The organism is Lelliottia sp. F153 (assembly GCF_002870005.1).
Classification (GTDB): domain Bacteria; phylum Pseudomonadota; class Gammaproteobacteria; order Enterobacterales; family Enterobacteriaceae; genus Enterobacter; species Enterobacter nimipressuralis.
On record NZ_PKFT01000009.1, the window covers coordinates 1 to 21557 of the forward strand.

The following is a 21557-nucleotide window of genomic DNA, read 5'->3' on the forward strand; positions in this document are numbered from 1 at the left end:
ATTCAGAGTCAAGCGTTTAATTTCGCTTTTCGCTGTCGGCGTTCATCGCTGAACCCCTGCTGTCCCGGCGGCTTGCGTGCCGTTGTTCCGTGTCAGTGGAGGCGCATTATAGGGAGTTATTCTGAGGCTGCAAGTCTAAATCAGAAAATAATGACTGACTGCTCATTTTCCAGGCAAATTGGACCTCGAACGCTAAGTCTCGCCTGGTTTTTAAACAAAAACGAGCCCCGAAAGGCTCGTTTTTGATGTTTTGTGACTTACTGCACTGCCACAATTTTGTCTTCGTTGACTTCCAGACGAATCACTTTCCCTGGGACAAGCCCCCCGGAAAGGATTTGCTGCGCCAGCGGGTTTTCGATCTGCTGCTGGATAGCACGTTTCAGAGGACGCGCCCCGTAAACCGGATCGTAACCATTTGCACTCAGCAGCTTCAGCGCGTCGTCAGAGATGTGGATTTCATAGCCACGATCCTCAAGACGTTTATACAAACGCTGCAACTGAATCTGGGCAATAGACGCAATGTGTTTTTCCCCCAGAGGGTGGAACACAACAACTTCATCTATACGGTTAATGAATTCCGGACGGAAGCTCTGGCTAACCACGCCCAATACCAGATCCTTCATGTGACCGTAATCCAGTTCGCCGAAACGTTCCTGAATCAAATCGGAACCCAGGTTCGAGGTCATGATCACCACAGTGTTGCGGAAATCGACCGTTCTCCCCTGCCCGTCAGTCAGACGTCCATCATCCAGGACCTGCAACAAGATGTTGAAGACATCCGGATGCGCTTTTTCCACTTCATCTAATAAGATGACGGAATAGGGGCGACGACGCACTGCTTCAGTTAAGTAACCGCCCTCTTCATAGCCGACATATCCTGGAGGCGCACCGACCAGACGCGAGACGGAGTGTTTCTCCATAAACTCGGACATATCAATACGCACCATCGCGTCGTCGCTATCGAACATAAAGTTCGCCAGTGTCTTACACAGCTCGGTTTTACCAACACCGGTCGGCCCCAGGAACAGGAAGGAACCGATCGGGCGATTAGGATCCGATAAGCCCGCACGGCTACGACGAATCGCATTGGATACGGCTTCGACGGCTTCATCCTGACCGATCACACGATGGTGCAGGTCATGCTCCATACGCAGCAGTTTTTCGCGCTCCCCTTCCAGCATGCGAGCAACCGGAATACCCGTCCAGCGCGCCAGCACATCGGCAATTTCCACGTCCGTTACTTTATTACGCAGCAGACGCATGGTTTTGCCTTCTGACTGAGTTGCCATCTCCAGCTGTTTTTCCAGTTCCGGAATTTTGCCGTACTGCAACTCAGACATACGTGCCAGATCGCCCACGCGACGCGCCTGCTCAATGGCGATTTTCGCCTGCTCAAGCTCAGCCTTGATCGTCTGCGTGCCAGAAAGCGACGCCTTCTCAGCTTTCCACTCTTCTTCTAATTCAGAATACTGACGCTCTTTGTCGTCCAGTTCCTCATTAAGCATATCCAGGCGCTTTTTACTCGCTTCATCAGACTCTTTCTTCAGCGCCTGCTGTTCAAGCTTGAGCTGAATGATTCTGCGGTCGAGTCTGTCTAACTCTTCCGGCTTGGAGTCAATCTGCATACGAATGCTGGACGCCGCCTCATCGATCAGGTCGATGGCCTTATCCGGCAGCTGTCGGTCGGCAATATAACGGTGAGACAGTGTCGCCGCCGCCACGATAGCCGGGTCAGTAATCTGCACATGGTGATGCAGTTCATAGCGTTCTTTCAGACCACGTAAGATAGCAATGGTGTCTTCCACCGTCGGTTCCGCTACGAACACTTTCTGGAATCGACGTTCCAGCGCAGCATCTTTCTCGATGTACTGTCGATACTCATCGAGCGTTGTCGCACCGACGCAGTGCAGTTCACCACGCGCCAGAGCTGGTTTAAGCATGTTCCCGGCATCCATGGCCCCGTCGGCCTTACCGGCACCGACCATGGTGTGCAGTTCGTCGATGAACAGGATGACATTACCTTCCTGTTTCGCCAGATCGTTAAGCACGCCTTTTAAACGCTCTTCGAATTCACCGCGGTATTTCGCCCCCGCCACCAGCGACCCCATATCCAGAGCCAGCACGCGACGGCCTTTCAGCCCTTCCGGCACTTCGCCGTTAACAATTCGCTGCGCCAGACCTTCGACGATGGCAGTTTTACCGACACCGGGTTCACCGATCAGTACCGGGTTGTTTTTGGTACGACGTTGCAATACCTGAATAGTGCGGCGAATTTCTTCGTCGCGGCCAATCACTGGATCAAGCTTGCCTTGTTCCGCACGCTCAGTCAGATCGACCGTATATTTTTTCAAAGCCTGACGTTGGTCTTCGGCTCCCTGATCGTTCACGCTTTCACCTCCACGCATTTTTTCAATCGCCTGAGTCACATTGGCGGTTGTCGCACCGGATGATTTCAGCAGATCGGTCAGCGTACCGCGTGATTCAAGCGCCGCCAGAACAAACAGTTCTGACGAGATAAAGTTGTCCCCACGTTTTTGCGCCAGCTTGTCGCAAAGATTCAGCACGCGCACCAGATCCTGAGACGGCTGAACATCCCCACCGGTGCCTTCCACCTGTGGCAGACGACTCAGCGCCTGATCGACGGCTGTGCGCAGCTCGCCAGCATTAATGCCAGCAGACGTGAGTAAAGGACGTACCGATCCCCCTTCCTGATTCAGCAAGGCGCTCATTAAATGAAGAGGTTCGATAAATTGGTTGTCGTGCCCCAGTGCGAGAGACTGGGCATCGGCGAGAGCAAGCTGGAATTTATTAGTAAGACGATCCAGACGCATAACTCCTCCCATAACAGGTCAAATTTGCTACTGGAGATTAAATGAGGTCATCCCTCAATTATTCAAGGTTAATGACCTGAATTATACGAAAAGAAAACAGCGCGTTCCGGATCGTCTTGATTCGTTAGGTTATATCAGCCAAATGAAACTTGCCATACGACCTGTCGTGTTGTCGCGACGATAGGAGAAAAAATCACCCTTTTCGGTGAAGGTACAGCGATCGCCACCGAAGATCTGCGTCACACCGACATTGCCAAGCCGCTGGCGGGCAAGCTGATAGATATCGGCCAGGTATTTATCCCCTTTCGATTGAAACGCACTGACGGCCTGCGAGTCTTTGTCGATAAAGGCGTCACGCACTTCTGGCCCGACTTCAAAGGCCTGTGGCCCAATCGCCGGACCGAGCCAGGCAATAATATTGCCTGGACGATCGTCAAAACACGCAACCGTCTCTTCGAGTACGCCCGCACACAGCCCGCGCCAGCCAGCATGGGCTGCTGCCACTTCAGTACCCGCGCGGTTACAAAACAGAACAGGCAAACAATCGGCGGTCATTACGGCACAGACTGTCCCGGGAGTCCTACTGTAAGAGGCGTCGGCACGTTTTGAAGAATAGGGTTCGCCCGTCAGCCTCAACACATCTTTGCCGTGCACCTGCTCAAGCCAGACCGGTTTTGATGGCAGATTTCCTGCCGCAAACATACGCTTGCGGTTCTCTTCGACATGTTCCAGGTTATCGCCACAGTGGGCGCCAAGATTTAATGACGCCCACGCGTCGTGACTGACGCCACCAACGCGGGTAGAGCTGCAGGCTGCCACGCCTTCAGGAATTGGCCACTCCGGGACAATCAGTTTGGTCATAACCAGTCCACTTTATCCTTATGTTCTTCAAAGTCCGCACGCATCGCGTCAATCAGCTCGACCATATCCTGAGGAATTGGCGCATGCCATTCCATCTCGATACCGGTGATCGGGTGATAGAGACGCAGCATGGTCGCGTGTAAGGCCTGGCGATCGAATTTACGCAGAGTGCTGATAAATTCTTCCGACGCGCCTTTCGGCGGACGCGGACGACCACCGTAAACCTGATCGCCCACCAGCGGATGGGTAATGTGCGACATATGCACACGGATCTGGTGAGTACGGCCGGTTTCCAGACGCAGACGCAGACGCGTATGAATGCGGAAATGTTCCATAATGCGGTAGTGCGTTACCGCAGGTTTCCCCATCGGATGCACTGACATATGGGTACGCTTGGTCGGGTGACGGCTGATCGGCTCTTCGACCGTGCCGCCAGATGTCATATGACCAATCGCGACGGCTTCATATTCGCGGGTGATTTCACGCAGCTGCAGCGATTCCACCAGACGCGTCTGGGCAGGAACCGTTTTCGCGACTACCATCAGGCCGGTAGTGTCTTTATCCAGACGATGAACGATGCCCGCACGCGGAACGTCAACAATCGGCGGATAATAATGAAGCAGCGCATTCAGTACGGTACCGTCAGGATTACCGGCGCCAGGATGCACGACCAGGCCGCGCGGCTTGTTGATCACCAGAATGTCATCATCTTCATAGACGATTTCTAACGGGATCTCTTGTGCCTCAAAGCGGACTTCTTCTTCTATTTCAGCATTGATGGCGACGGCTTCCCCACCTAACACTTTCTCTTTTGGCTTGTCCCATACTTTGCCGTTAACCAGCACGCGCTGGTCAAGAATCCATTCTTTTATGCGTGAACGCGAATAATCAGGGAACATTTCGGCCAAAGCTTGATCTAAGCGTTGACCGAGCTGATTTTCGGAGACTGTTGCGGTGAGTTCTACTCGTTGTGCCATAGACTGCTTCTTCGTTTAACGTTGGGTTTTACGGCTTTGCCGTATAATATAGTGTGCTATTGTAGCTGGTCTTAATCGGGAGCAGGAAAGAGATTCTCCCGGACAAACATTTGAGGAAAGTCAAAACGTCATGACGCGCATGAAATATCTGGTGGCAGCGGCCACGTTGAGCCTGGCTTTGGTGGGCTGCTCCGGTTCAAATGAACAGGTCCCTGACAATCCGCCGAATGAAATCTATGCGACTGCACAACAAAAACTGCAGGACGGTAACTGGAAACAGGCGATAACGCAACTGGAAGCGCTGGATAATCGTTATCCATTTGGTCCGTATTCCCAACAGGTACAATTAGATCTCATCTACGCCTACTACAAAAATGCCGATCTGCCGCTGGCTCAGGCTACCATCGATCGCTTCATCCGTCTGAACCCGACTCATCCGAACATTGATTATGTCATGTACATGCGCGGCCTGACCAACATGGCTCTGGATGACAGTGCTCTGCAAGGTTTCTTCGGTGTTGATCGTTCTGACCGCGACCCGCAGCACGCGCGTGACGCATTCAATGACTTCTCCAAGCTGGTGCGCGGCTACCCGAACAGTCAGTACATCACCGATGCCACCAAGCGTCTGGTGTTCCTGAAAGATCGTCTGTCCAAGTATGAGTACTCCGTTGCCGAGTACTATACGCGCCGTGGCGCATGGGTGGCAGTGGTTAACCGCGTCGAAGGCATGCTGCGTGATTACCCGGACACACAAGCCACTCGCGATGGTTTGAAGCTGATGGAAAACGCGTACCGCCAGATGCAGATGAACGCACAGGCTGAGAAAGTGGCGAAGATTATCGCCGCGAACAGCAGCAATACCTGATCGTTCCCAAACGTAAAACGGCAGCCCAAGGGCTGCCGTTTTTTTATCCATTTCGCCATCCGCTGAAGCGGTTTGGTGCCGACGAATCCTATCAACTATGGCTGCAATTCCTGAGTTCGACAAGGTAAAAATCGCCTGTTCCTGTCTTTCCTCACAAAAAAGCTTCCTTGACAAAAAGTGACAAAATAACGTGATTTAGATCACACATTTTGACATTAGGACAGGTATGCTGGAATCACCAAGACGGAAAGACAAGAGGTAAAATTTATGACAATGAACATTACCAGTAAACAAATGGAAATTACTCCGGCAATTCGCCAGCACGTCGCAGACCGTCTCGCCAAACTGGATAAATGGCAAACTCATTTGATTAACCCGCATATCATTCTGTCTAAGGAACCACAGGGTTTTACCGCTGACGCAACTATCAATACTCCTAACGGCCATCTGGTCGCCAGCGCTAAACACGAAGATATGTACACCGCTATCAACGATTTGATCAACAAGCTGGAACGGCAGCTCAATAAAGTGCAACACAAAGGCGAAGCCCGTCGCGCCACCACCTCGGTGAAAGACGCAAGCTATGCCGAAGAAGTTGAAGAAGAGTAATCCTTTAAATTGAGTGTACCGCCAACGCGCCTCCGGGCGCGTTTTTTATTGACAGCATCAAAACAGTACGGGTACTTTAACGGTATCAACAACAGGATGAACTCATGAACCACACCCCGTTTTTCTTCGCATTCTTTTTTACCTTCCCCTGAATGGGAGGCGTTTCGTCGTGTGATAAAGAATGCGAAGACGAACAACAAGGCCTCCCACACCGGGGGGCCTTTTTTATTGATAACAATAAACGAAATAGGCAACGCTATGACATCGGAAAACCCGTTACTGGATCTGCGAGTAAAAATCAGCGCGCTAGATGAGAAATTACTGGCGCTGCTGGCTGAACGCCGCACGCTCGCCGTTGAAGTGGGTAAAGCCAAGCTGGACTCCCACCGCCCGGTACGTGATATTGACCGTGAGCGCGATCTGCTGGAGCGCCTGATCCAGCTGGGTAAAGCCCATCACCTCGATGCACACTACATCACTCGCCTGTTCCAATTGATCATTGAAGATTCCGTTCTAACCCAGCAAGCGCTGCTGCAACAACATCTGAATAAAACCAATCCGCACTCAGCGCGCGTCGCGTTTTTGGGACCTAAAGGCTCTTACTCGCATCTGGCTGCACGCCAGTATGCCGCCCGCCATTTCGAGGAGTTTATCGAGAGTGGCTGCGCCAAATTTGCCGATATCTTTAACCAGGTTGAAACCGGTCAGGCAGACTACGCCGTGGTGCCGATTGAGAACACCAGTTCCGGGGCGATTAATGACGTCTACGATCTGCTTCAGCACACCAGCCTGTCGCTGGTTGGCGAAATGACCATTCCAATTGATCACTGCGTGCTGGTCTCAGGCTCAACCGACCTGAATCAAATTGATACCGTATACAGCCACCCGCAGCCATTCCAGCAGTGCAGCCAGTTCCTGAACCGCTATCCGAACTGGAAAATTGAGTACACCGAAAGCACCTCAGCGGCGATGGAGAAAGTGGCGCAGGCCAACTCTCCGCGCGTGGCGGCTCTCGGTAGCGAAGCCGGTGGCGCGCTGTATGGCCTGCAGGTACTGGAGCGCAACCTGGCTAACCAGACGCAGAACATCACCCGCTTCGTGGTGCTGGCACGTAAAGCGATTGATGTGTCCGAGCAGGTCCCGGCTAAAACCACTCTGCTGATGGCGACCGGCCAGCAGGCGGGTGCACTGGTTGAAGCCCTGCTGGTGTTACGTAATCACAACCTGATCATGACCAAACTGGAATCACGCCCGATCAACGGCAATCCGTGGGAAGAGATGTTCTATCTCGATATCCAGGCCAACCTCAAATCTGCGTCCATGCAGAAAGCCCTGCGCGAACTGGGCGAAATCACCCGTTCGATGAAAGTGCTGGGCTGTTATCCGGGCGAGAACGTGGTCCCGGTCGATCCGGTTTAACGCTCAATAAACGGGCCTTTCTTCATTCCTGCCACACTGACGGGCAGGGTGAAGATGGCGCCCGATAGCGGATATTTCGTCACTTCGTCACGATCCATATTTTCACGCGTGGTGGTGATAAACAGGGTTTTCATATCATCCCCGCCGAAACAGACCATCGTCGGACAGCGCACTGGCAAGCGATACTCTTCCAGCTGTTCCCCCTGCGGAGTAAACCGCGCAATACGCCAGCCATCAAACAATGCGCTCCAGTAGCAGCCTTCAGTATCCATCGCGGCGCCATCCGGTATTCCCTCGCCCTGTTCGAAGCGGCGGAACACTTCGCGGGCACCCGGCTCGCCCTTTTCGTCCAGCGGTGTACGGTAAATCACGCGGTTCGGCGTATCTGAAGTCATCATCCACTGCCTGTCCGGACTAAAGGCCAGGCCGTTGTGCCCGTGGATATCACACTGAATGACTTTCGGCGTCAGATCGTTATCAATGCGCATCAGCATCGCGCCATTGTAATCCCCCGGTCCCCAGAATGTTCCCGCGTAAAAACGCCCGATATGATCGGTGCCGCCGTCGTTAAAACGCGCCAGTTGAGGATTAGACGGGTTATCGCAGACTTTTCGCTGGAGCAGGCCGTGCTTATCCGTTAGCCAGATCGCGTTACGCATCGCGACGATAAAACCGCCCTTCTCGCGTAAGGCAAAACACCCGACCTCCTCATGAAATGAGAGAACAGAGTGTTGACCCGAAGAGAGATGATAACGATGAATTTCACCTTCCAGAATATCGGCCCAATAGAGCGCGTTTTCGCTTTCGCTCCAGGTCGGGCATTCCGGTAAGTGCCCGGTGTAGTCAAATAAAACCTGCGGTTCAGCCATGACAAATCCCCAAAATGAAAAAAGCCAGCAGTGCTGGCTTTTAGTATATACATCATCAGATTACTGGCGACTATCGTTCGCCTGACGCAATAAGGTGCGGCTCTCACTCTGGAAACGCTTCGCGTAATCCCCAAACCAGTGCTCAACCTTACGGAAACTGTCGATAAAGGCCTGCTTATCGCCCTGCTCCAGAAGCGCTATCGCTTCACCAAACCGCTGGTAGTAGCGCTTGATCAGCGCCAGATTATTTTCTGACGACATAATGATATCAGCATACAGCTGCGGATCCTGCGCAAACAGACGCCCGACCATCGCCAGCTCCAGGCGGTAAATTGGCGAGGAGAGTGCCAGCAATTGCTCCAGCTGGACGTTCTCTTCCGCCAGATGAAGTCCGTAGGCGAAGGTCGCAAAGTGGCGCAGCGCCTGAATGAACGCCATATTCTGATCGTGCTCCACCGCGCTAATACGATGCAGACGTGCCCCCCAGACCTGAATCTGTTCAAGGAACCACTGGTACGCTTCCGGCTGACGACCATCGCAGTAGACCACGACCTGTTTCGCCAGGCTGCCGCTATCCGGGCCGAACATCGGGTGTAAACCCAGTACCGGTCCGTTATGGGCCGCCAGCATCGCCTGCAGCGGACCATTCTTCACGGACGCCAGATCCACCAGAATACAATCTTCCGGCAGAGACGGCAGTTTGCCGATAATCTCTTCGGTTACATGAATCGGCACGCTGACGATAACCATGCCTGCGTCGGCCATCAGCTCTGGCGCACGTGCCCAGTCCTCTTTTTCAAGAATGCGCACCTGATAACCAGAAAGCGTCAGCATCTTCTCAAACAGACGCCCCATCTGGCCGCCGCCGCCAACGATCACCACTGGTCGCAGCGACGGACAGAGGGTTTTAAAGCCCTTATCGTTTTCGCTGGAGTAGGATTCACGCATCACGCGGCGCAGCACATCTTCAATCAGATCGGGAGAGACGCCCATCAGCTGCGCCTCTTCACGCCGGGAGGCGAGCATCGACGCTTCACGCTCTGGCACGTAAATCGGCAGGCCGTATTTACTTTTCACTTCCCCGACTTCGGCAACCAGTGACATCCGGCGCGCCAGCAAATCCAGCAGCGCCTTATCCACCTCATCAATTTGATCGCGTAGTGCGGTCAATTCTGCAACCATAACTAACCTCTTAAGCCAGACGCGTCGCCAGCTGGCCGTTCAAATCTTTGTGGATCTCACGCAGCAGCGCATCCGTCGCTTCCCAGCTGATGCAGGCGTCGGTCACTGAGACACCGTGTTTCATTGCGCTACGCGGCTGTTCAGATGACTGATTACCCTCGTGGATATTACTCTCAATCATCAGGCCGATAATCGAACGGTTACCGTCTTTGATTTGTGCGACAACGGATTCCGCTACCGCAGGCTGGCGACGGTAATCTTTGTTGGAATTACCATGGCTGCAATCTACCATCAGAGCCGGGCGCAGTCCCGCCTGTTCCATCTCTTTTTCACACTGGGCGACATCCGCCGGGCTGTAGTTAGGTGCTTTACCGCCGCGCAGGATAACGTGACCATCCGGGTTGCCCTGGGTCTGGAGCAGACAAACCTGGCCGGCCTGGTTGATGCCGACAAAACGGTGCGGCATTGCCGCAGCGCGCATGGCGTTAATCGCGGTCGCAAGGCTTCCGTCGGTCCCATTTTTAAAACCAACCGGCATCGACAGGCCAGACGCCATCTCGCGGTGAGTCTGTGATTCTGTGGTGCGAGCACCAATCGCGGACCAGCTAAACAGATCGCCCAGGTATTGCGGGCTGTTCGGATCGAGTGCCTCTGTCGCCAGCGGTAGCCCCATGCTCACCAGTTCAACCAGCAGACGACGCGCAATCTTCAGACCGGCTTCCACATCAAACGAGCCATCCATGTGTGGATCGTTAATCAACCCCTTCCAGCCAACGGTGGTACGAGGTTTTTCAAAATAGACGCGCATGACCAGGTAGAGGCTATCGCTGACCTCCTCTGCTAATGCTTTAAATCGACGAGCATATTCAATCGCAGTTTCAGGATCGTGAATGGAGCATGGCCCGCACACCACCAGCAGACGCGGATCGCGACCGGCAATGATGTCAGAGATAGTCTGGCGGGAGTGCTCAATCTGCGCCTCCTGTTCAGAACTCAGCGGGAATTCCAGCTTCAACTGATCTGGCGTGATCAAAACCTGCTCGTCGGTAATATGTACGTTATTCAGCGCGTCTTTTTGCATGATGGCGATCCTGTAATGCTCGTTTGCGATAGTGGTTTCCTCGATGAGGTGAACACACAATATCACATCAAGTAAAGATTTCAATCCAAAATACGTAAACATTAATTTACAAGCGGCATTTTCAGGCAAAAAATGTCCGCTTATTTCGTAAAGATAAAATTACACTCTGATTGTTCATTGCCAGGCTATGCTGAAGAAAAAGAAGAAAAGGCGAATCACTATGCGTTCTATTGCTCTCGCGTTGCTGGCGATATTATTGACAGGCTGTCAAATCAACCCTTATACCTTCCAGCCCACCTGGACCGGCACCAGCTGGTTTACCGCCGGCAAAGAAGATGCCATGAATGGCGTATCAATAAAAAGTAACGAAACTCTCGCGGATAATTTTAACGATCCTGACGTCGATCGCAGTGAATACCTGCGCGGTTATGCTGATGGTCAGAAAAAAGTCTGTACCGAAGATTTTGTCTATGCGTGGGGTCTGTCCGGTAAAATATTCCCAGCCAGTTGTGATACGGCAGAAAATGCCGACCTGCTGCGTAAATCCTGGCAAAAAGGTATGGATGAAGGTATGCGCGGCTCGAGACTTAATTAATTTAATAACTTAATAATTTCATTCAATTACAACTCAGATTTAGCTTAAGTCACAACAAATTCCACATAATGACTACTCAGGTAAACAATGGTATTCTTCCTGCAATATTTAAGGATATATATTTCCAGAGTGGTGTGGCGGATTCTGGTGAGACATTTTTTTACGTTCCCTTTGTGCCATCTGATTCTGGCACTCATGCTGTGCATTATCAGCGGGCAAAGTTTCGCGACAACATTGACAGAAAAAGAGAAGTCAGTACGTTCGATCGTCTCTGGCATCGTCAGCTATTCCCGTTGGCCTGCGCTTTCTGGCCAGCCTAAACTCTGTATTTTTTCGTCTTCTCGTTTCGCCCAGGTACTGAGTGACAGCGGCTCTGCTGCTTTACCCTACACACCTTTGATTGTGCAAAATGAGTCTGAAGCATTACATGCCACCTGCGATGCCATTTATTTTGGAAACGAGTCACCTGCTGCTCAGCTTGAATTATTCAGGAATTATCAGGGCCGCGCGTTACTATTAATCGCCGAGCAAAACCTGGAATGTGTTATTGGCAGTGCTTTTTGTCTGATAATTAATGAAGAAACAGTGAGATTTTCTGTCAATCTGGATGCCCTGTCTCGCAGTGGCGTAAGAGTGAATCCGGATGTGTTAATGCTTGCCCGGAATAAGAAGCATGAATAAGGAACTTTCTTCAACGCCACGGCCGACGTTTAAAAGAACGTTGCGGCGCATCAGTATGATTAGCGTGGTAATTACCATGACGCTAATATGGTTATTATTGTGTATTGCGTCAGTGGTTACATTAAAACAATACGCACAAAAAAACCTCGAATTAACCAGCGCGACCATGAGCCGAAGCCTGGAAGCCTCATTAGTATTTAATGATGCCACCGCCGCTAATGAAACGCTTGCCACACTGGGTAGACAGGGCCAGTTTTCCGTTGCCGAGGTGCTCGACATCCATCAGAAGCGTTTTGCCTACTGGTCGTGGACCCCTGATGATGATACCGACACCCTGAGCACGCTGGTCAGTCGCATGTTGTTCCCCGTCCCTGCCGCACAGCCCGTGGTGCATAACGGCAAGGTGATTGGTGAGGTGCGCATCACCGCGCGCGACAGCCTGATTAGCCATTTCCTCTGGACGTCTTTTGCCGTGCTGACCGGCTGTATTCTTTTCGCCGCTTTTGTGGCGCTGACCATTACCCGTTCTTTGCACAACGGAGTCGTCACCGCCCTGCAAAATATCACCGACGTGGTGCATGACGTTAAAACGAACCGTAATTTCTCGCGCCGCGTCGAAGAGGAGCGTATCGAAGAGTTCCATCGTTTTGGGCAGGATTTCAACAGTCTGCTCGACGAAATGGAGGAGTGGCAGCTCAAGCTGCAGGCCCGGAACGCACAGCTGATGCGCACCGCGATGCACGATCCGCTCACCGGGCTGGCGAACCGCGCTGCATTCCGCAGCAGCATCGCGGCGCTGATGAATGACGCTTCTGCACAGATGAATTCCGCCCTGCTGTTCCTGGATGGCGATAACTTCAAGCAGATCAACGACACCTGGGGCCACGCGGCAGGTGACTGCGTGCTGATAGAAGTCGCCAGCAGAATGGTGGAATTTGGCGGGAAACGTTATCAGTCATACCGTTTGGGCGGCGATGAATTTGCCATGATCCTGTATGGCATTCACTCGGCGGCAGACGTTCAACAGATTTGCACTGCGCTTTCGCAGCAGTTTCTCCTGCCGTACGACCTGCACAACGGACATACGGCACACATGTCACTCAGCATTGGCTTCGCTCTGGCGTGGGAAAATACCTCGGTAGAGGCATTACTGGAGCAAGCCGACCGCAATATGTATCAAGTGAAAAACCAGCGTCCGACAATAATTTTGTAATAAAAGGAACACGTTATGTTAAGGCGATATCTCGCTCCAGTTTTACTGGCTACAACGATTCTGGCAGGCTGCCAGGCACCACCTCAGGGTAAATTCACCCCGGAACAGATTGCGGCAATGAAATCCTACGGTTTTAACGAAACGAACGGCGACTGGTCCCTCGGCCTGTCGGCGAAGATTTTATTCGGCAAGAATGAATATCAGCTGCGTCCGGAAAGCGAGCAGCAGATCCAGACCATGGCGACACGTCTGGCCACCACCGGGCTGGTTCATGCGCGTATGGACGGGCACACGGACAACTACGGGGAAGAAAGTTACAATCAATCCCTCTCGCTTAAACGTGCGAACGTCGTGGCTGATACCTGGGCAAAAGGGGCGAATATCCCGCGCAGCAACCTCACTACTCAGGGCTTAGGTAAAAAATATCCGGTCGCCAGCAATGCTACAGCTCAGGGGCGCGCTGAAAACCGCCGCGTTGCAGTGGTCATCAGCACGCCTTAATCACTATTTGCTGGATTCTGACAGCGTCAACAGGCACTGCGCGCGCCAGCGCAGCCAGTCAATCAGCACGAAAAATGCCAGACTGACGCCCATCACCGGCATCATGATCCCCAGCATCACGCCGATAAAGAGCGTGGCTCCTCGCCCACTGGCGGGGAGAGCAAGCCAGCACTGACAAAGCGTGAGTACCGGGTTGCCGGTGGCCTGAACCGGACGACGCATCCACCACATCCGATACCCCCACGCGATCAATACGCACAGCGCTACGCCGAAAACGATCAGGATCAGCTGATTCACCAGACCAAACAAAATCCCCATATGGAAATCCACGCCCCAGCGGGTCAGCTTCGCCATCAGCGGGAAGTCAGCGAAACGCGTCCGATCGAGGATCTGCATTGAGTGCGGATCAACGGCAACCGCATCCACCTGCGTGGGCCAGCCACGATCGATTTCTGTGACCGTCCAGGCCTGTTCAGCCATTTTAGCGGGGCGAATTTCCAGCTTGTTCGCATCAATCTCCGCGTTCCTGGCCGCATGCAGGACGCTGTCAAAGAGCGTCAGATCCATGGCCATATCCGGCATCATCGCATCGTGATGGCCGCGATGTTCAGCATGAGGATCGACTTCTGTCGCGGGACCGTGCAACTGAGTATTGACCTGCGGCGTCAGCCAGTTCATCTCTTTACGTAGCTTATCGACATTACCGCCCGCCCATTGTGACCAGGTTAGCCCGGTCGCAGAAAACAGTAACATTCCCCCCAGCAGACCCCAGCCGAGCGCGACATGCACGCGACGGCGGTTCTGGAAACGGTTATTGATACGTCGCTTCGGGCGGGTATAACACCACAGTGCTATTCCGCCCAGGGCGGCGATCCACATCCAGGACGCGGCCAGCTCACTGTACAAACGCCCGATATCCCCCAGCATCAGCGAGCTGTGCAGATAGTCAATGGTCTGGCGCAGCGGCAAAATTCCGCTGGTGCCGTAGACCGTCATATCGCCGCGTACTTCCAGGCTCACGGGATCGATAAAAATCGCCCGATTCTCCGACGGCCCGAGCATCGGGTCGGCAAACATCACGCGCGTGGTTTCACCCGGGATCAGCCCTGGTCGTACAGCCTGCAGACGAAGTTGGTCCCCAATGGCTTTCTCCGCGACTGCAATTTGCTCGGCCAGAGGTTGAGCTTCACCGGCGGTATCGCTAAACAGCGCATGTTTGTACAACATGTTTTCGAACTGCGGTGTCGCCACGTAGAGCGTCCCCGTTAGCGCAGCGAAAAAAATGAACGGGCCGACGAACAACCCGATATAGAAATGAAGGCGTCGCAGCAGGTTTCCCCATGCTGCGCGTGGCGTGCTGACAGTCATACTTTTCCTTTTTGCAGGCAAAACGTTATCGATGCGCAAAAGCGCATTCTTTATGGTTTAAAGGGAAAAAGCTGACCGCTGCGGTGGCGCGCGGGTATCAGGATACAACCAGGGGAAAAAGTGCCAGTGACTCACCGCCTGTCGCGGCGGTTTAACGCGATGTCGCAATAGCACAGCACACAACAGCACGATCAGCGCCAGCATCAGGCCCGGCACATGGGCCATTAGCACACAATAGCCACAGGCTTCGGCGTGATCGACAGGCATTGAGTGCGGCGTCTCACCATGATGTTCAGCCATCGACATCTGGCTCATATCATGATGCATCCCCGGCATTGCGCTCATGGGATCTTTTTGTAGCGAAATGGAGATCAGCGGCGCAACCACGATCAGCAGGATCGCAAACAGCGCGGTCCAGGCCGCTGCGCGTTTCAAGGCTGACTGATGCAGTGCGTTATTCACTTACCCTCCGCTAGAGAGCGGCTATTGTAAATGATTTATGAAACGAAGGTTAACAAGCGGCGCGGATTTACATAAAAAAGGGCCGGCCTTGCGGCCAGCCCTTTTAACAGGATGTTGCTTAAGCGAGTCTTAGTTCAGACGCTCTTTGATACGAGCAGACTTACCAGTACGCTCACGCAGGTAGTACAGTTTAGCTTTACGTACAGCACCACGACGTTTGACAGTAATGCTGTCAACTACTGGAGAGTGAGTCTGGAAGACACGCTCAACACCTTCGCCGTTGGAAATTTTACGAACAGTGAATGCAGAGTGCAGACCGCGGTTACGAATAGCGATAACCACGCCCTCGAATGCCTGCAGACGTTTTTTGGAACCTTCAACAACCCATACTTTCACTTCCACGGAATCACCCGGACGGAATGAAGGTACGTCCTGCTTCATCTGCTCTTGTTCAATTTGCTTAATAATGTTGCTCATAATTTAATCTCTTATCCTGGGTAAACTGATATATCGGGAGCGTTTTACGCTTGCCCATCATGTTTATGTTGCTGTTGTGCGTGCTCTTTTTGGAACTCCGCCAGCAACCTTACTTGCTCTTCAGTCAGAGCCAGGTTTTCCAGAAGTTCAGGTCTTCTAAGCCAGGTTCGGCCCAGCGACTGCTTCAAACGCCAGCGACGTATCTCGGCATGGTTCCCCGACAGCAATACCGCCGGTACTTCCATCCCTTCTAACACTTCAGGGCGGGTATAGTGTGGACAGTCCAGCAATCCATCAGCAAAAGAGTCTTCTGTTGCTGAAGCTTCATGGCCCAGTACACCCGGAATAAACCGGGCAACGGAGTCAATCAGCGTCATTGCCGGTAACTCACCACCGCTGAGAACGTAATCGCCGATTGACCATTCTTCATCAATTTCGGTCTGAATTACGCGCTCATCTATCCCTTCATAGCGACCACATACCAGAATCAGCTTTTGATTCGTGGCCAGTTCGCTTACGCCTGCTTGATCAAGCTTGCGTCCCTGAGGTGACAGATAAATCACCTTTGCGCCTTCACCTGCCGCGGCTTTTGCTGTATGGATGGCGTCCCGTAAGGGTTGCACCATCATTAACATCCCCGGTCCGCCGCCGTAAGGACGTTCGTCCACGGTACGGTGCCGGTCATGCGTGAAGTCACGAGGACTCCAGCTTTCGATGTTCAGCAGGCCTTTTTTTACTGCCCGGCCAGTTACCCCGTAATCAGTAATCGCGCGGAACATTTCAGGAAACAGGCTAATTATGCCAATCCACATAGCGCCGTCTTTTACCGTTTATCCGGAGAATTTAAAAACCAGGATCCCAATCTACTTCGATAGTTCGCGTAGTGAGATCGACTTTCTTGATAACCTGCCCATCGAGGAACGGAACCAGCCGCTCCTTGATGCCAAATGCATCTTTCAGGTTTGCCTTAATGACGAGAACGTCATTTGACCCGGTTTCCATCATATCGATGACTTTACCCAGGCCATAGCCTTCAGTGGTGACAACCTGGCAACCCATAAGGTCTTTCCAGTAATAATCACCCTCTTCCAGCGAAGGCAGCTGCGATGAATCGACGACAATTTCGCAATTAGTCAGCAGATTCGCCGCATCGCGATCGTCAACGCCTTTCAGCTTGATCACGATATCCTGATTGTGGTGGCGCCAGCTTTCCAGCTCGACCGCTTCCCACTTACCACCTTTCTGGATAAACCAGGGCTGGTAGTTAAAAATGCTTTCAGCGTCTTCAGTGGAGGAAAACACTCTGAGCCAACCACGGATACCGTAGCAAGAACCCATTTTTCCCAATACGATCGGTTCAACAGGTGCTTTATTGCTCATCATGACCACCGTGACAGATTAAGCTGCTTTGTTTGCTGCTTTGATAAGCGTAGCAACGCGATCGGAAACAGTAGCGCCCTGGCCAACCCAGTGAGCGATACGATCCAGATCCAGACGGGTTTCTTCTTCAGAACCGCTAGCGATCGGGTTGAAGAAACCAACGCGCTCGATGAAGCGACCGTTGCGTGCATTACGGCTGTCAGTCACAACAACCTGGTAGAACGGACGCTTTTTTGCGCCGTGACGTGCTAAACGAATAGTTACCATAACATCCTCTTGTGTGAATAAAACACAGGGCCCCATCGAGGAACGGAGCCCAGTGTCATATTAAAAGCCCGAAAATTTTACTGATTTCTGGGGAAAATGCAATCAGCATATGCTTCACATATGCCAAACAACGGTTATAAGGCGTATATCGGTGCAGCCAGTTTAGTTCCGGCGTGCGCGCAGAAAGCGGAGCGTACACGTAGTACGTGAGCATTTCGAGCACACCCCGGAGCTAAAATGGCAAACAAGATAGCCTTATATCCCTTGTTTCAGCGGCCAGGGAATCCCGGCGGCATCATGCCCTTCATCCCACGCATCATTTTCGCCATACCGCCCTTCTTCATTTTCTTCATCATGCGCTGCATGTCGTCGAACTGCTTCAGAAGGCGGTTTACATCCTGCACCTGCATCCCGCAACCAGCGGCGATGCGGCGTTTGCGCGACCCTTTGATGATTTCAGGCTTCGCACGCTCTTTCAGCGTCATCGAGTTGATGATCGCCTCCATGCGTACCAGCACTTTGTCATCCATCTGCGCTTTCACGTTATCAGGGATCTGGCCCATGCCCGGCAGTTTGCCCATCAGGCTGGCCATGCCGCCCATGTTTTTCATCTGACGAAGCTGTTCCAGGAAGTCGGTCAGATCGAAACCGTCGCCTTTTTTCAGCTTGCTCGCCAGCTTCTCAGCCTGCGCGCGGTCAACTTTGCTCTCGATATCTTCGATCAGCGACAGCACGTCGCCCATGCCAAGAATACGGGAAGCAATACGATCCGGATGGAACGGCTCCAGCGCTTCGGTCTTCTCGCCGACGCCGAGGAATTTAATCGGTTTACCAGTGATATGACGAATCGAGAGCGCCGCACCACCGCGGGCATCACCGTCGACTTTGGTCAGCACGACACCGGTTAATGGCAGCGCTTCGTTAAACGCTTTTGCGGTATTCGCCGCATCCTGACCGGTCATTGCATCAACAACAAACAGGGTCTCTACCGGATTAATCGCGGCGTGAACCTGTTTGATTTCGTCCATCATCGCTTCGTCGACGTGCAGACGACCGGCGGTATCCACCAGCAGCACGTCGTAGAATTTCAGCTTCGCTTCTTTCAGCGCCGCATTAACGATATCAACGGGCTTCTGCGCGACGTCGGACGGGAAGAAATCCACACCAACCTGCTGAGCCAGTGTTTCAAGCTGTTTGATCGCCGCCGGGCGATAAACGTCGGCAGAGACGACAAGCACTTTTTTCTTGTGCTTTTCGCGCAGGAATTTACCCAGCTTACCTACGCTTGTGGTTTTACCCGCACCCTGCAGACCGGCCATCAACACCACCGCTGGCGGCTGTGCGGCCAGGTTCAGCACCTGGTTCTCTTCGCCCATTGCCGCAACCAGTTCGTTGCGCACAATTTTGACGAACTCCTGACCCGGGGTCAGGCTCTTGTTCACTTCATGACCAACCGCTTTCTCTTTTACGCGGCTGATGAACTCGCGCACAACGGGCAACGCCACGTCGGCTTCGAGCAACGCCATGCGCACTTCGCGCAGCGTTTCTTTCACATTGTCTTCGGTAAGGCGCCCACGGCCGCTGATGTTGCGCAGCGAGCGCGACAAACGATCGGTTAAATTATCAAACATTGTCTCTCGCCTGAGGTAGAAACGTTAGGTCGCTAGCGCGACACGTACACAGAATTTTGCCGCAGTATAACATGAAGGCGCCTTTGTTGTTATGCAACGGTTGGAGCGCGCGTCACGTAACGCTATACTGCTTATCTTTCTTATTAAGACAACTGTCGACGCCTATATGCCTGTTTTCGCACTGATCGCCCTTGTTGCCTACTCTTTCAGCCTTGCGCTGATCATTCCCGGCCTGTTGCAAAAAAACAGCGCCTGGCGACGGATGGCTATTTTGTCGGCAGTTATCGCACTGGTAAGCCATGCGTTCGCACTGGAATCACGTATTATTCCGGGCGACGGCAGCGTACAAAATCTGAGCGTACTGAACGTCGGCTCGCTGGTCAGCCTGATGATTTGTACGGTGATGACGATTGTCGCGTCGAAGAATCGCGGCTGGCTGCTGCTCCCCATTGTCTACGCCTTCGCGCTGATCAATCTGGCGTTCGCGACCTTCGTACCAAACGAGTTCATTACGCATCTGGAAACCACGCCGGGCATGATGGTCCACATCGGCCTGTCGCTGTTCTCCTACGCCACGCTGATCATTGCGGCGCTGTACGCCATGCAGCTGGCGTGGATCGACTACCAGTTGAAAAACAAAAAACTTGTTTTCAACCAGGAAATGCCACCGCTGATGGTCATTGAGCGTAAGATGTTCCACATCACTCAGATTGGTGTGGTGCTGCTGACGCTGACGCTTTGCACGGGTCTGTTTTATATGCAGAACCTGTTCAGCATTGAGAATATTGATAAAGCCGTTCTCTCTATCATCGCGTGGTTTGTCTATATTGTCCTGTTATGGGGCCACTATCACCAGGGCTGGCGCGGTCGTCGCGTCGTCTGGTTCAACGTAGCAGGCGCTGGCATCCTGACACTGGCCTACTTTGGTAGCCGCGTCATACAGCAGTTCGTCGGCTAAGCAACAAAGGAGTTCCCCCTGGAACACATCTCCACCACCACGCTGATCGTCACCCTGATCGTCATGGTGGTCATCTCCGCCTACTTCTCCGGCTCAGAAACCGGCATGATGACACTGAACCGCTACCGGTTACGACATCGCGCCAAACAAGGCAACCGTGCCGCCCGACGCGTTGAAAAGCTGCTGCACAAGCCCGATCGTCTGATTAGCCTGGTGCTGATCGGCAACAACCTGGTCAATATTCTCGCCTCCGCGCTGGGCACTATTGTTGGGATGCGCCTCTACGGCAACGCCGGTGTCGCCATCGCGACCGGTGTACTGACGTTTGTCGTCCTGGTATTTGCTGAAGTCCTGCCGAAAACCATCGCCGCCCTCTACCCGGAGAAAGTCGCCTATCCGAGCAGCTTCCTGCTCGGCCCGCTGCTGATCCTGATGATGCCTCTGGTCTGGCTGCTCAATATGGTTACCCGCCTGCTGATGCGCATGGTCGGTATAAAAGCCGACGTGGTGATCAGCAGCGCACTGAGCAAAGACGAGCTGCGCACCATCGTGCATGAATCCCGCTCGCAGATTTCGCGCCGGAATCAGGACATGCTGCTGTCGGTGCTGGATCTGGAAAAAGTGAGCGTTGACGACATCATGGTGCCGCGTAATGAAATCGTGGGTATCGACATCAACGACGACTGGAAAGCCATCGTCCGCCAGCTGACCCACTCTCCCCATGGCCGCATCGTGCTGTACCGTGATTCACTGGATGACGCCATCAGCATGCTGCGCGTGCGCGAAGCCTATCGCCTGATGACCGAGAAAAAAGAGTTCACTAAAGAGGTGATGCTCCGCGCCGCCGATGAACTCTATATTATTCCAGAAGGCACGCCGCTAAGTACGCAGCTGGTGAAATTCCAGCGTAATAAAAAGAAAGTGGGCCTGGTGGTCAACGAGTATGGCGATATCCAGGGGCTGGTGACGGTTGAAGATATTCTGGAAGAGATCGTCGGCGATTTTACGACGTCAATGTCGCCATCGCTCGCCGAAGAGGTCACGCCGCAAAACGACGGTTCGGTGCTGATCGACGGCAGCGCCAACGTGCGTGAACTCAACAAAGCCTTTAACTGGCATCTGCCGGAAGACGACGCTCGCACCATTAACGGTATGATTCTGGAAGCACTGGAAGAGATCCCGGCATCCGGCACCCGTGTGCGCATCAGCCAGTACGATATTGATATCCTGGACGTGCAGGACAATATGATCAAACAGGTGAAAGTTATCCCGGTCAAACCACTGCGGGATAGCGTAGCCGAACGCTAGTGTGTAGGCCGGGTGAGGC

At 53.0% G+C, this 21557-nt stretch carries 23 protein-coding genes and 1 other annotated feature; of the genes, 10 read left to right on the forward strand and 13 right to left on the reverse strand.

Going from position 1 to position 21557, the window contains the following annotated elements:
* Positions 1–257: 257 nt before the first annotated feature.
* From clpB to rluD, 3 genes are all read right to left on the reverse strand, one after another.
* Positions 258–2831, reverse strand: a complete 2574-nt coding sequence (gene clpB / locus F153LOC_RS17480; protein ID WP_102105359.1) for an ATP-dependent chaperone ClpB — start codon at positions 2829–2831, stop codon at positions 258–260.
* Positions 2832–2960: 129 nt separating this feature from the next.
* Positions 2961–3692: a purine nucleoside phosphorylase YfiH gene (gene yfiH / locus F153LOC_RS17485; RefSeq protein WP_102105360.1), complete on the reverse strand. Its 732-nt coding sequence runs from the start codon at positions 3690–3692 to the stop codon at positions 2961–2963.
* Positions 3689–4669 carry a 23S rRNA pseudouridine(1911/1915/1917) synthase RluD gene (gene rluD, locus F153LOC_RS17490; protein WP_102105361.1) on the reverse strand — a complete coding sequence of 327 codons (981 nt, stop codon included), beginning with the start codon at positions 4667–4669 and terminating at the stop codon, positions 3689–3691. The genes yfiH and rluD overlap by 4 nt, the downstream gene beginning before the upstream one ends.
* A gap of 130 nt (positions 4670–4799) precedes the next feature.
* Between rluD and bamD the strand changes: the two genes are divergently transcribed.
* The 4 genes from bamD to pheA all read left to right on the forward strand — a co-directional run bounded on the left by bamD (position 4800) and on the right by pheA (position 7565).
* Positions 4800–5537, forward strand: coding sequence for an outer membrane protein assembly factor BamD (gene bamD / locus F153LOC_RS17500; protein ID WP_100779259.1), 738 nt, complete (start codon positions 4800–4802; stop codon positions 5535–5537).
* 267 nt (positions 5538–5804) lie between these two features.
* Positions 5805–6146, forward strand: a complete 342-nt coding sequence (gene raiA / locus F153LOC_RS17505) for a ribosome-associated translation inhibitor RaiA (RefSeq protein WP_095282963.1) — start codon at positions 5805–5807, stop codon at positions 6144–6146.
* Between the two features lie 103 nt (positions 6147–6249).
* Positions 6250–6375: a sequence feature (Phe leader region), on the forward strand.
* Positions 6251–6298, forward strand: a complete 48-nt coding sequence (gene pheL / locus F153LOC_RS17510; protein ID WP_102105455.1) for a pheA operon leader peptide PheL — start codon at positions 6251–6253, stop codon at positions 6296–6298. (Overlaps the previous feature by 48 nt.)
* Before the next feature lie 29 nt (positions 6376–6404).
* Positions 6405–7565, forward strand: a complete 1161-nt coding sequence (pheA, locus tag F153LOC_RS17515; protein WP_102105362.1) for a bifunctional chorismate mutase/prephenate dehydratase — start codon at positions 6405–6407, stop codon at positions 7563–7565.
* Here pheA and F153LOC_RS17520 read toward each other — a convergent pair.
* From F153LOC_RS17520 to aroF, 3 genes are read right to left on the reverse strand one after another with little or no spacing between them, the layout of a single operon-like run.
* Complete coding sequence (locus tag F153LOC_RS17520; RefSeq protein ID WP_102105363.1) at positions 7562–8434, reverse strand: SMP-30/gluconolactonase/LRE family protein; 873 nt, start codon at positions 8432–8434, stop codon at positions 7562–7564. The genes pheA and F153LOC_RS17520 overlap by 4 nt on opposite strands.
* Positions 8435–8494: 60 nt before the next feature.
* A complete protein-coding gene (tyrA, locus tag F153LOC_RS17525) occupies positions 8495–9616 on the reverse strand; it encodes a bifunctional chorismate mutase/prephenate dehydrogenase (RefSeq protein ID WP_102105364.1) in 1122 nt (373 codons plus the stop codon).
* Between the two features lie 10 nt (positions 9617–9626).
* Positions 9627–10697 carry a 3-deoxy-7-phosphoheptulonate synthase AroF gene (aroF, locus tag F153LOC_RS17530; protein WP_102105365.1) on the reverse strand — a complete coding sequence of 357 codons (1071 nt, stop codon included), beginning with the start codon at positions 10695–10697 and terminating at the stop codon, positions 9627–9629.
* 220 nt (positions 10698–10917) lie between these two features.
* On the opposite strand from aroF, the gene F153LOC_RS17535 reads away from it, so the two are divergent.
* The 4 genes from F153LOC_RS17535 to F153LOC_RS17550 all read left to right on the forward strand — a co-directional run bounded on the left by F153LOC_RS17535 (position 10918) and on the right by F153LOC_RS17550 (position 13687).
* Positions 10918–11292 (forward strand): DUF2799 domain-containing protein, encoded by a 375-nt coding sequence (locus tag F153LOC_RS17535; RefSeq protein WP_100779254.1) that lies wholly within the window; start codon positions 10918–10920, stop codon positions 11290–11292.
* 195 nt (positions 11293–11487) lie between these two features.
* Positions 11488–11973, forward strand: a complete 486-nt coding sequence (locus F153LOC_RS17540) for a YfiR family protein (RefSeq protein WP_199174679.1) — start codon at positions 11488–11490, stop codon at positions 11971–11973.
* Positions 11966–13186, forward strand: a complete 1221-nt coding sequence (dgcN, locus tag F153LOC_RS17545) for a diguanylate cyclase DgcN (protein WP_102105367.1) — start codon at positions 11966–11968, stop codon at positions 13184–13186. Before F153LOC_RS17540 ends, dgcN begins: the two co-directional genes overlap by 8 nt.
* A 15-nt stretch (positions 13187–13201) precedes the next feature.
* Positions 13202–13687 (forward strand): OmpA family protein, encoded by a 486-nt coding sequence (locus F153LOC_RS17550; protein WP_102105368.1) that lies wholly within the window; start codon positions 13202–13204, stop codon positions 13685–13687.
* Between the two features lie 3 nt (positions 13688–13690).
* Here F153LOC_RS17550 and F153LOC_RS17555 read toward each other — a convergent pair whose 3' ends face one another.
* From F153LOC_RS17555 to ffh, 7 genes are all read right to left on the reverse strand, one after another.
* Positions 13691–15055: a PepSY domain-containing protein gene (locus F153LOC_RS17555; RefSeq protein ID WP_102105369.1), complete on the reverse strand. Its 1365-nt coding sequence runs from the start codon at positions 15053–15055 to the stop codon at positions 13691–13693.
* 57 nt (positions 15056–15112) lie between these two features.
* Positions 15113–15517, reverse strand: a complete 405-nt coding sequence (locus F153LOC_RS17560) for a DUF2946 domain-containing protein (protein WP_102105370.1) — start codon at positions 15515–15517, stop codon at positions 15113–15115.
* A 129-nt stretch (positions 15518–15646) separates the two neighbouring features.
* Positions 15647–15994, reverse strand: coding sequence for a 50S ribosomal protein L19 (gene rplS / locus F153LOC_RS17565; RefSeq protein WP_095282974.1), 348 nt, complete (start codon positions 15992–15994; stop codon positions 15647–15649).
* Positions 15995–16038: 44 nt separating this feature from the next.
* Positions 16039–16806: a tRNA (guanosine(37)-N1)-methyltransferase TrmD gene (trmD, locus tag F153LOC_RS17570; RefSeq protein WP_100779248.1), complete on the reverse strand. Its 768-nt coding sequence runs from the start codon at positions 16804–16806 to the stop codon at positions 16039–16041.
* Positions 16807–16837: 31 nt separating this feature from the next.
* Positions 16838–17377, reverse strand: a complete 540-nt coding sequence (gene rimM, locus F153LOC_RS17575; protein WP_100779247.1) for a ribosome maturation factor RimM — start codon at positions 17375–17377, stop codon at positions 16838–16840.
* A 15-nt stretch (positions 17378–17392) separates the two neighbouring features.
* Positions 17393–17641, reverse strand: a complete 249-nt coding sequence (gene rpsP, locus F153LOC_RS17580) for a 30S ribosomal protein S16 (RefSeq protein WP_014171249.1) — start codon at positions 17639–17641, stop codon at positions 17393–17395.
* Positions 17642–17910: 269 nt separating this feature from the next.
* Positions 17911–19272 carry a signal recognition particle protein gene (gene ffh / locus F153LOC_RS17585; RefSeq protein ID WP_100779246.1) on the reverse strand — a complete coding sequence of 454 codons (1362 nt, stop codon included), beginning with the start codon at positions 19270–19272 and terminating at the stop codon, positions 17911–17913.
* Between the two features lie 166 nt (positions 19273–19438).
* On the opposite strand from ffh, the gene F153LOC_RS17590 reads away from it, so the two are divergent.
* On the forward strand, positions 19439–20230 hold the full coding sequence (locus tag F153LOC_RS17590) for an inner membrane protein YpjD (RefSeq protein ID WP_100780834.1): 792 nt from the start codon (positions 19439–19441) through the stop codon (positions 20228–20230).
* Between the two features lie 18 nt (positions 20231–20248).
* Positions 20249–21538 (forward strand): HlyC/CorC family transporter, encoded by a 1290-nt coding sequence (locus tag F153LOC_RS17595; protein ID WP_102105371.1) that lies wholly within the window; start codon positions 20249–20251, stop codon positions 21536–21538.
* Positions 21539–21557 lie beyond the last annotated feature (19 nt).

Excerpts from the sequence above, each read along its gene's own strand:
- aroF (WP_102105365.1), bottom strand. The coding sequence starts at position 10,697 with ATGCAAAAAGACGCGCTGAATAACGTACATATTACCGACGAGCAGGTT.
- dgcN (WP_102105367.1), top strand. The coding sequence starts at position 11,966 with ATGAATAAGGAACTTTCTTCAACGCCACGGCCGACGTTTAAAAGAACG.
- F153LOC_RS17540 (WP_199174679.1), top strand. The coding sequence starts at position 11,488 with ATGCTGTGCATTATCAGCGGGCAAAGTTTCGCGACAACATTGACAGAA.
- F153LOC_RS17555 (WP_102105369.1), bottom strand. The coding sequence starts at position 15,055 with ATGACTGTCAGCACGCCACGCGCAGCATGGGGAAACCTGCTGCGACGC.
- F153LOC_RS17520 (WP_102105363.1), bottom strand. The coding sequence starts at position 8,434 with ATGGCTGAACCGCAGGTTTTATTTGACTACACCGGGCACTTACCGGAA.
- rpsP (WP_014171249.1), bottom strand. The coding sequence starts at position 17,641 with ATGGTAACTATTCGTTTAGCACGTCACGGCGCAAAAAAGCGTCCGTTC.
- rimM (WP_100779247.1), bottom strand. The coding sequence starts at position 17,377 with ATGATGAGCAATAAAGCACCTGTTGAACCGATCGTATTGGGAAAAATG.
- ffh (WP_100779246.1), bottom strand. The coding sequence starts at position 19,272 with ATGTTTGATAATTTAACCGATCGTTTGTCGCGCTCGCTGCGCAACATC.
- raiA (WP_095282963.1), top strand. The coding sequence starts at position 5,805 with ATGACAATGAACATTACCAGTAAACAAATGGAAATTACTCCGGCAATT.
- yfiH (WP_102105360.1), bottom strand. The coding sequence starts at position 3,692 with ATGACCAAACTGATTGTCCCGGAGTGGCCAATTCCTGAAGGCGTGGCA.
- rluD (WP_102105361.1), bottom strand. The coding sequence starts at position 4,669 with ATGGCACAACGAGTAGAACTCACCGCAACAGTCTCCGAAAATCAGCTC.
- bamD (WP_100779259.1), top strand. The coding sequence starts at position 4,800 with ATGACGCGCATGAAATATCTGGTGGCAGCGGCCACGTTGAGCCTGGCT.
- clpB (WP_102105359.1), bottom strand. The coding sequence starts at position 2,831 with ATGCGTCTGGATCGTCTTACTAATAAATTCCAGCTTGCTCTCGCCGAT.
- F153LOC_RS17550 (WP_102105368.1), top strand. The coding sequence starts at position 13,202 with ATGTTAAGGCGATATCTCGCTCCAGTTTTACTGGCTACAACGATTCTG.
- rplS (WP_095282974.1), bottom strand. The coding sequence starts at position 15,994 with ATGAGCAACATTATTAAGCAAATTGAACAAGAGCAGATGAAGCAGGAC.
- trmD (WP_100779248.1), bottom strand. The coding sequence starts at position 16,806 with ATGTGGATTGGCATAATTAGCCTGTTTCCTGAAATGTTCCGCGCGATT.
- tyrA (WP_102105364.1), bottom strand. The coding sequence starts at position 9,616 with ATGGTTGCAGAATTGACCGCACTACGCGATCAAATTGATGAGGTGGAT.
- F153LOC_RS17535 (WP_100779254.1), top strand. The coding sequence starts at position 10,918 with ATGCGTTCTATTGCTCTCGCGTTGCTGGCGATATTATTGACAGGCTGT.
- F153LOC_RS17590 (WP_100780834.1), top strand. The coding sequence starts at position 19,439 with ATGCCTGTTTTCGCACTGATCGCCCTTGTTGCCTACTCTTTCAGCCTT.
- pheA (WP_102105362.1), top strand. The coding sequence starts at position 6,405 with ATGACATCGGAAAACCCGTTACTGGATCTGCGAGTAAAAATCAGCGCG.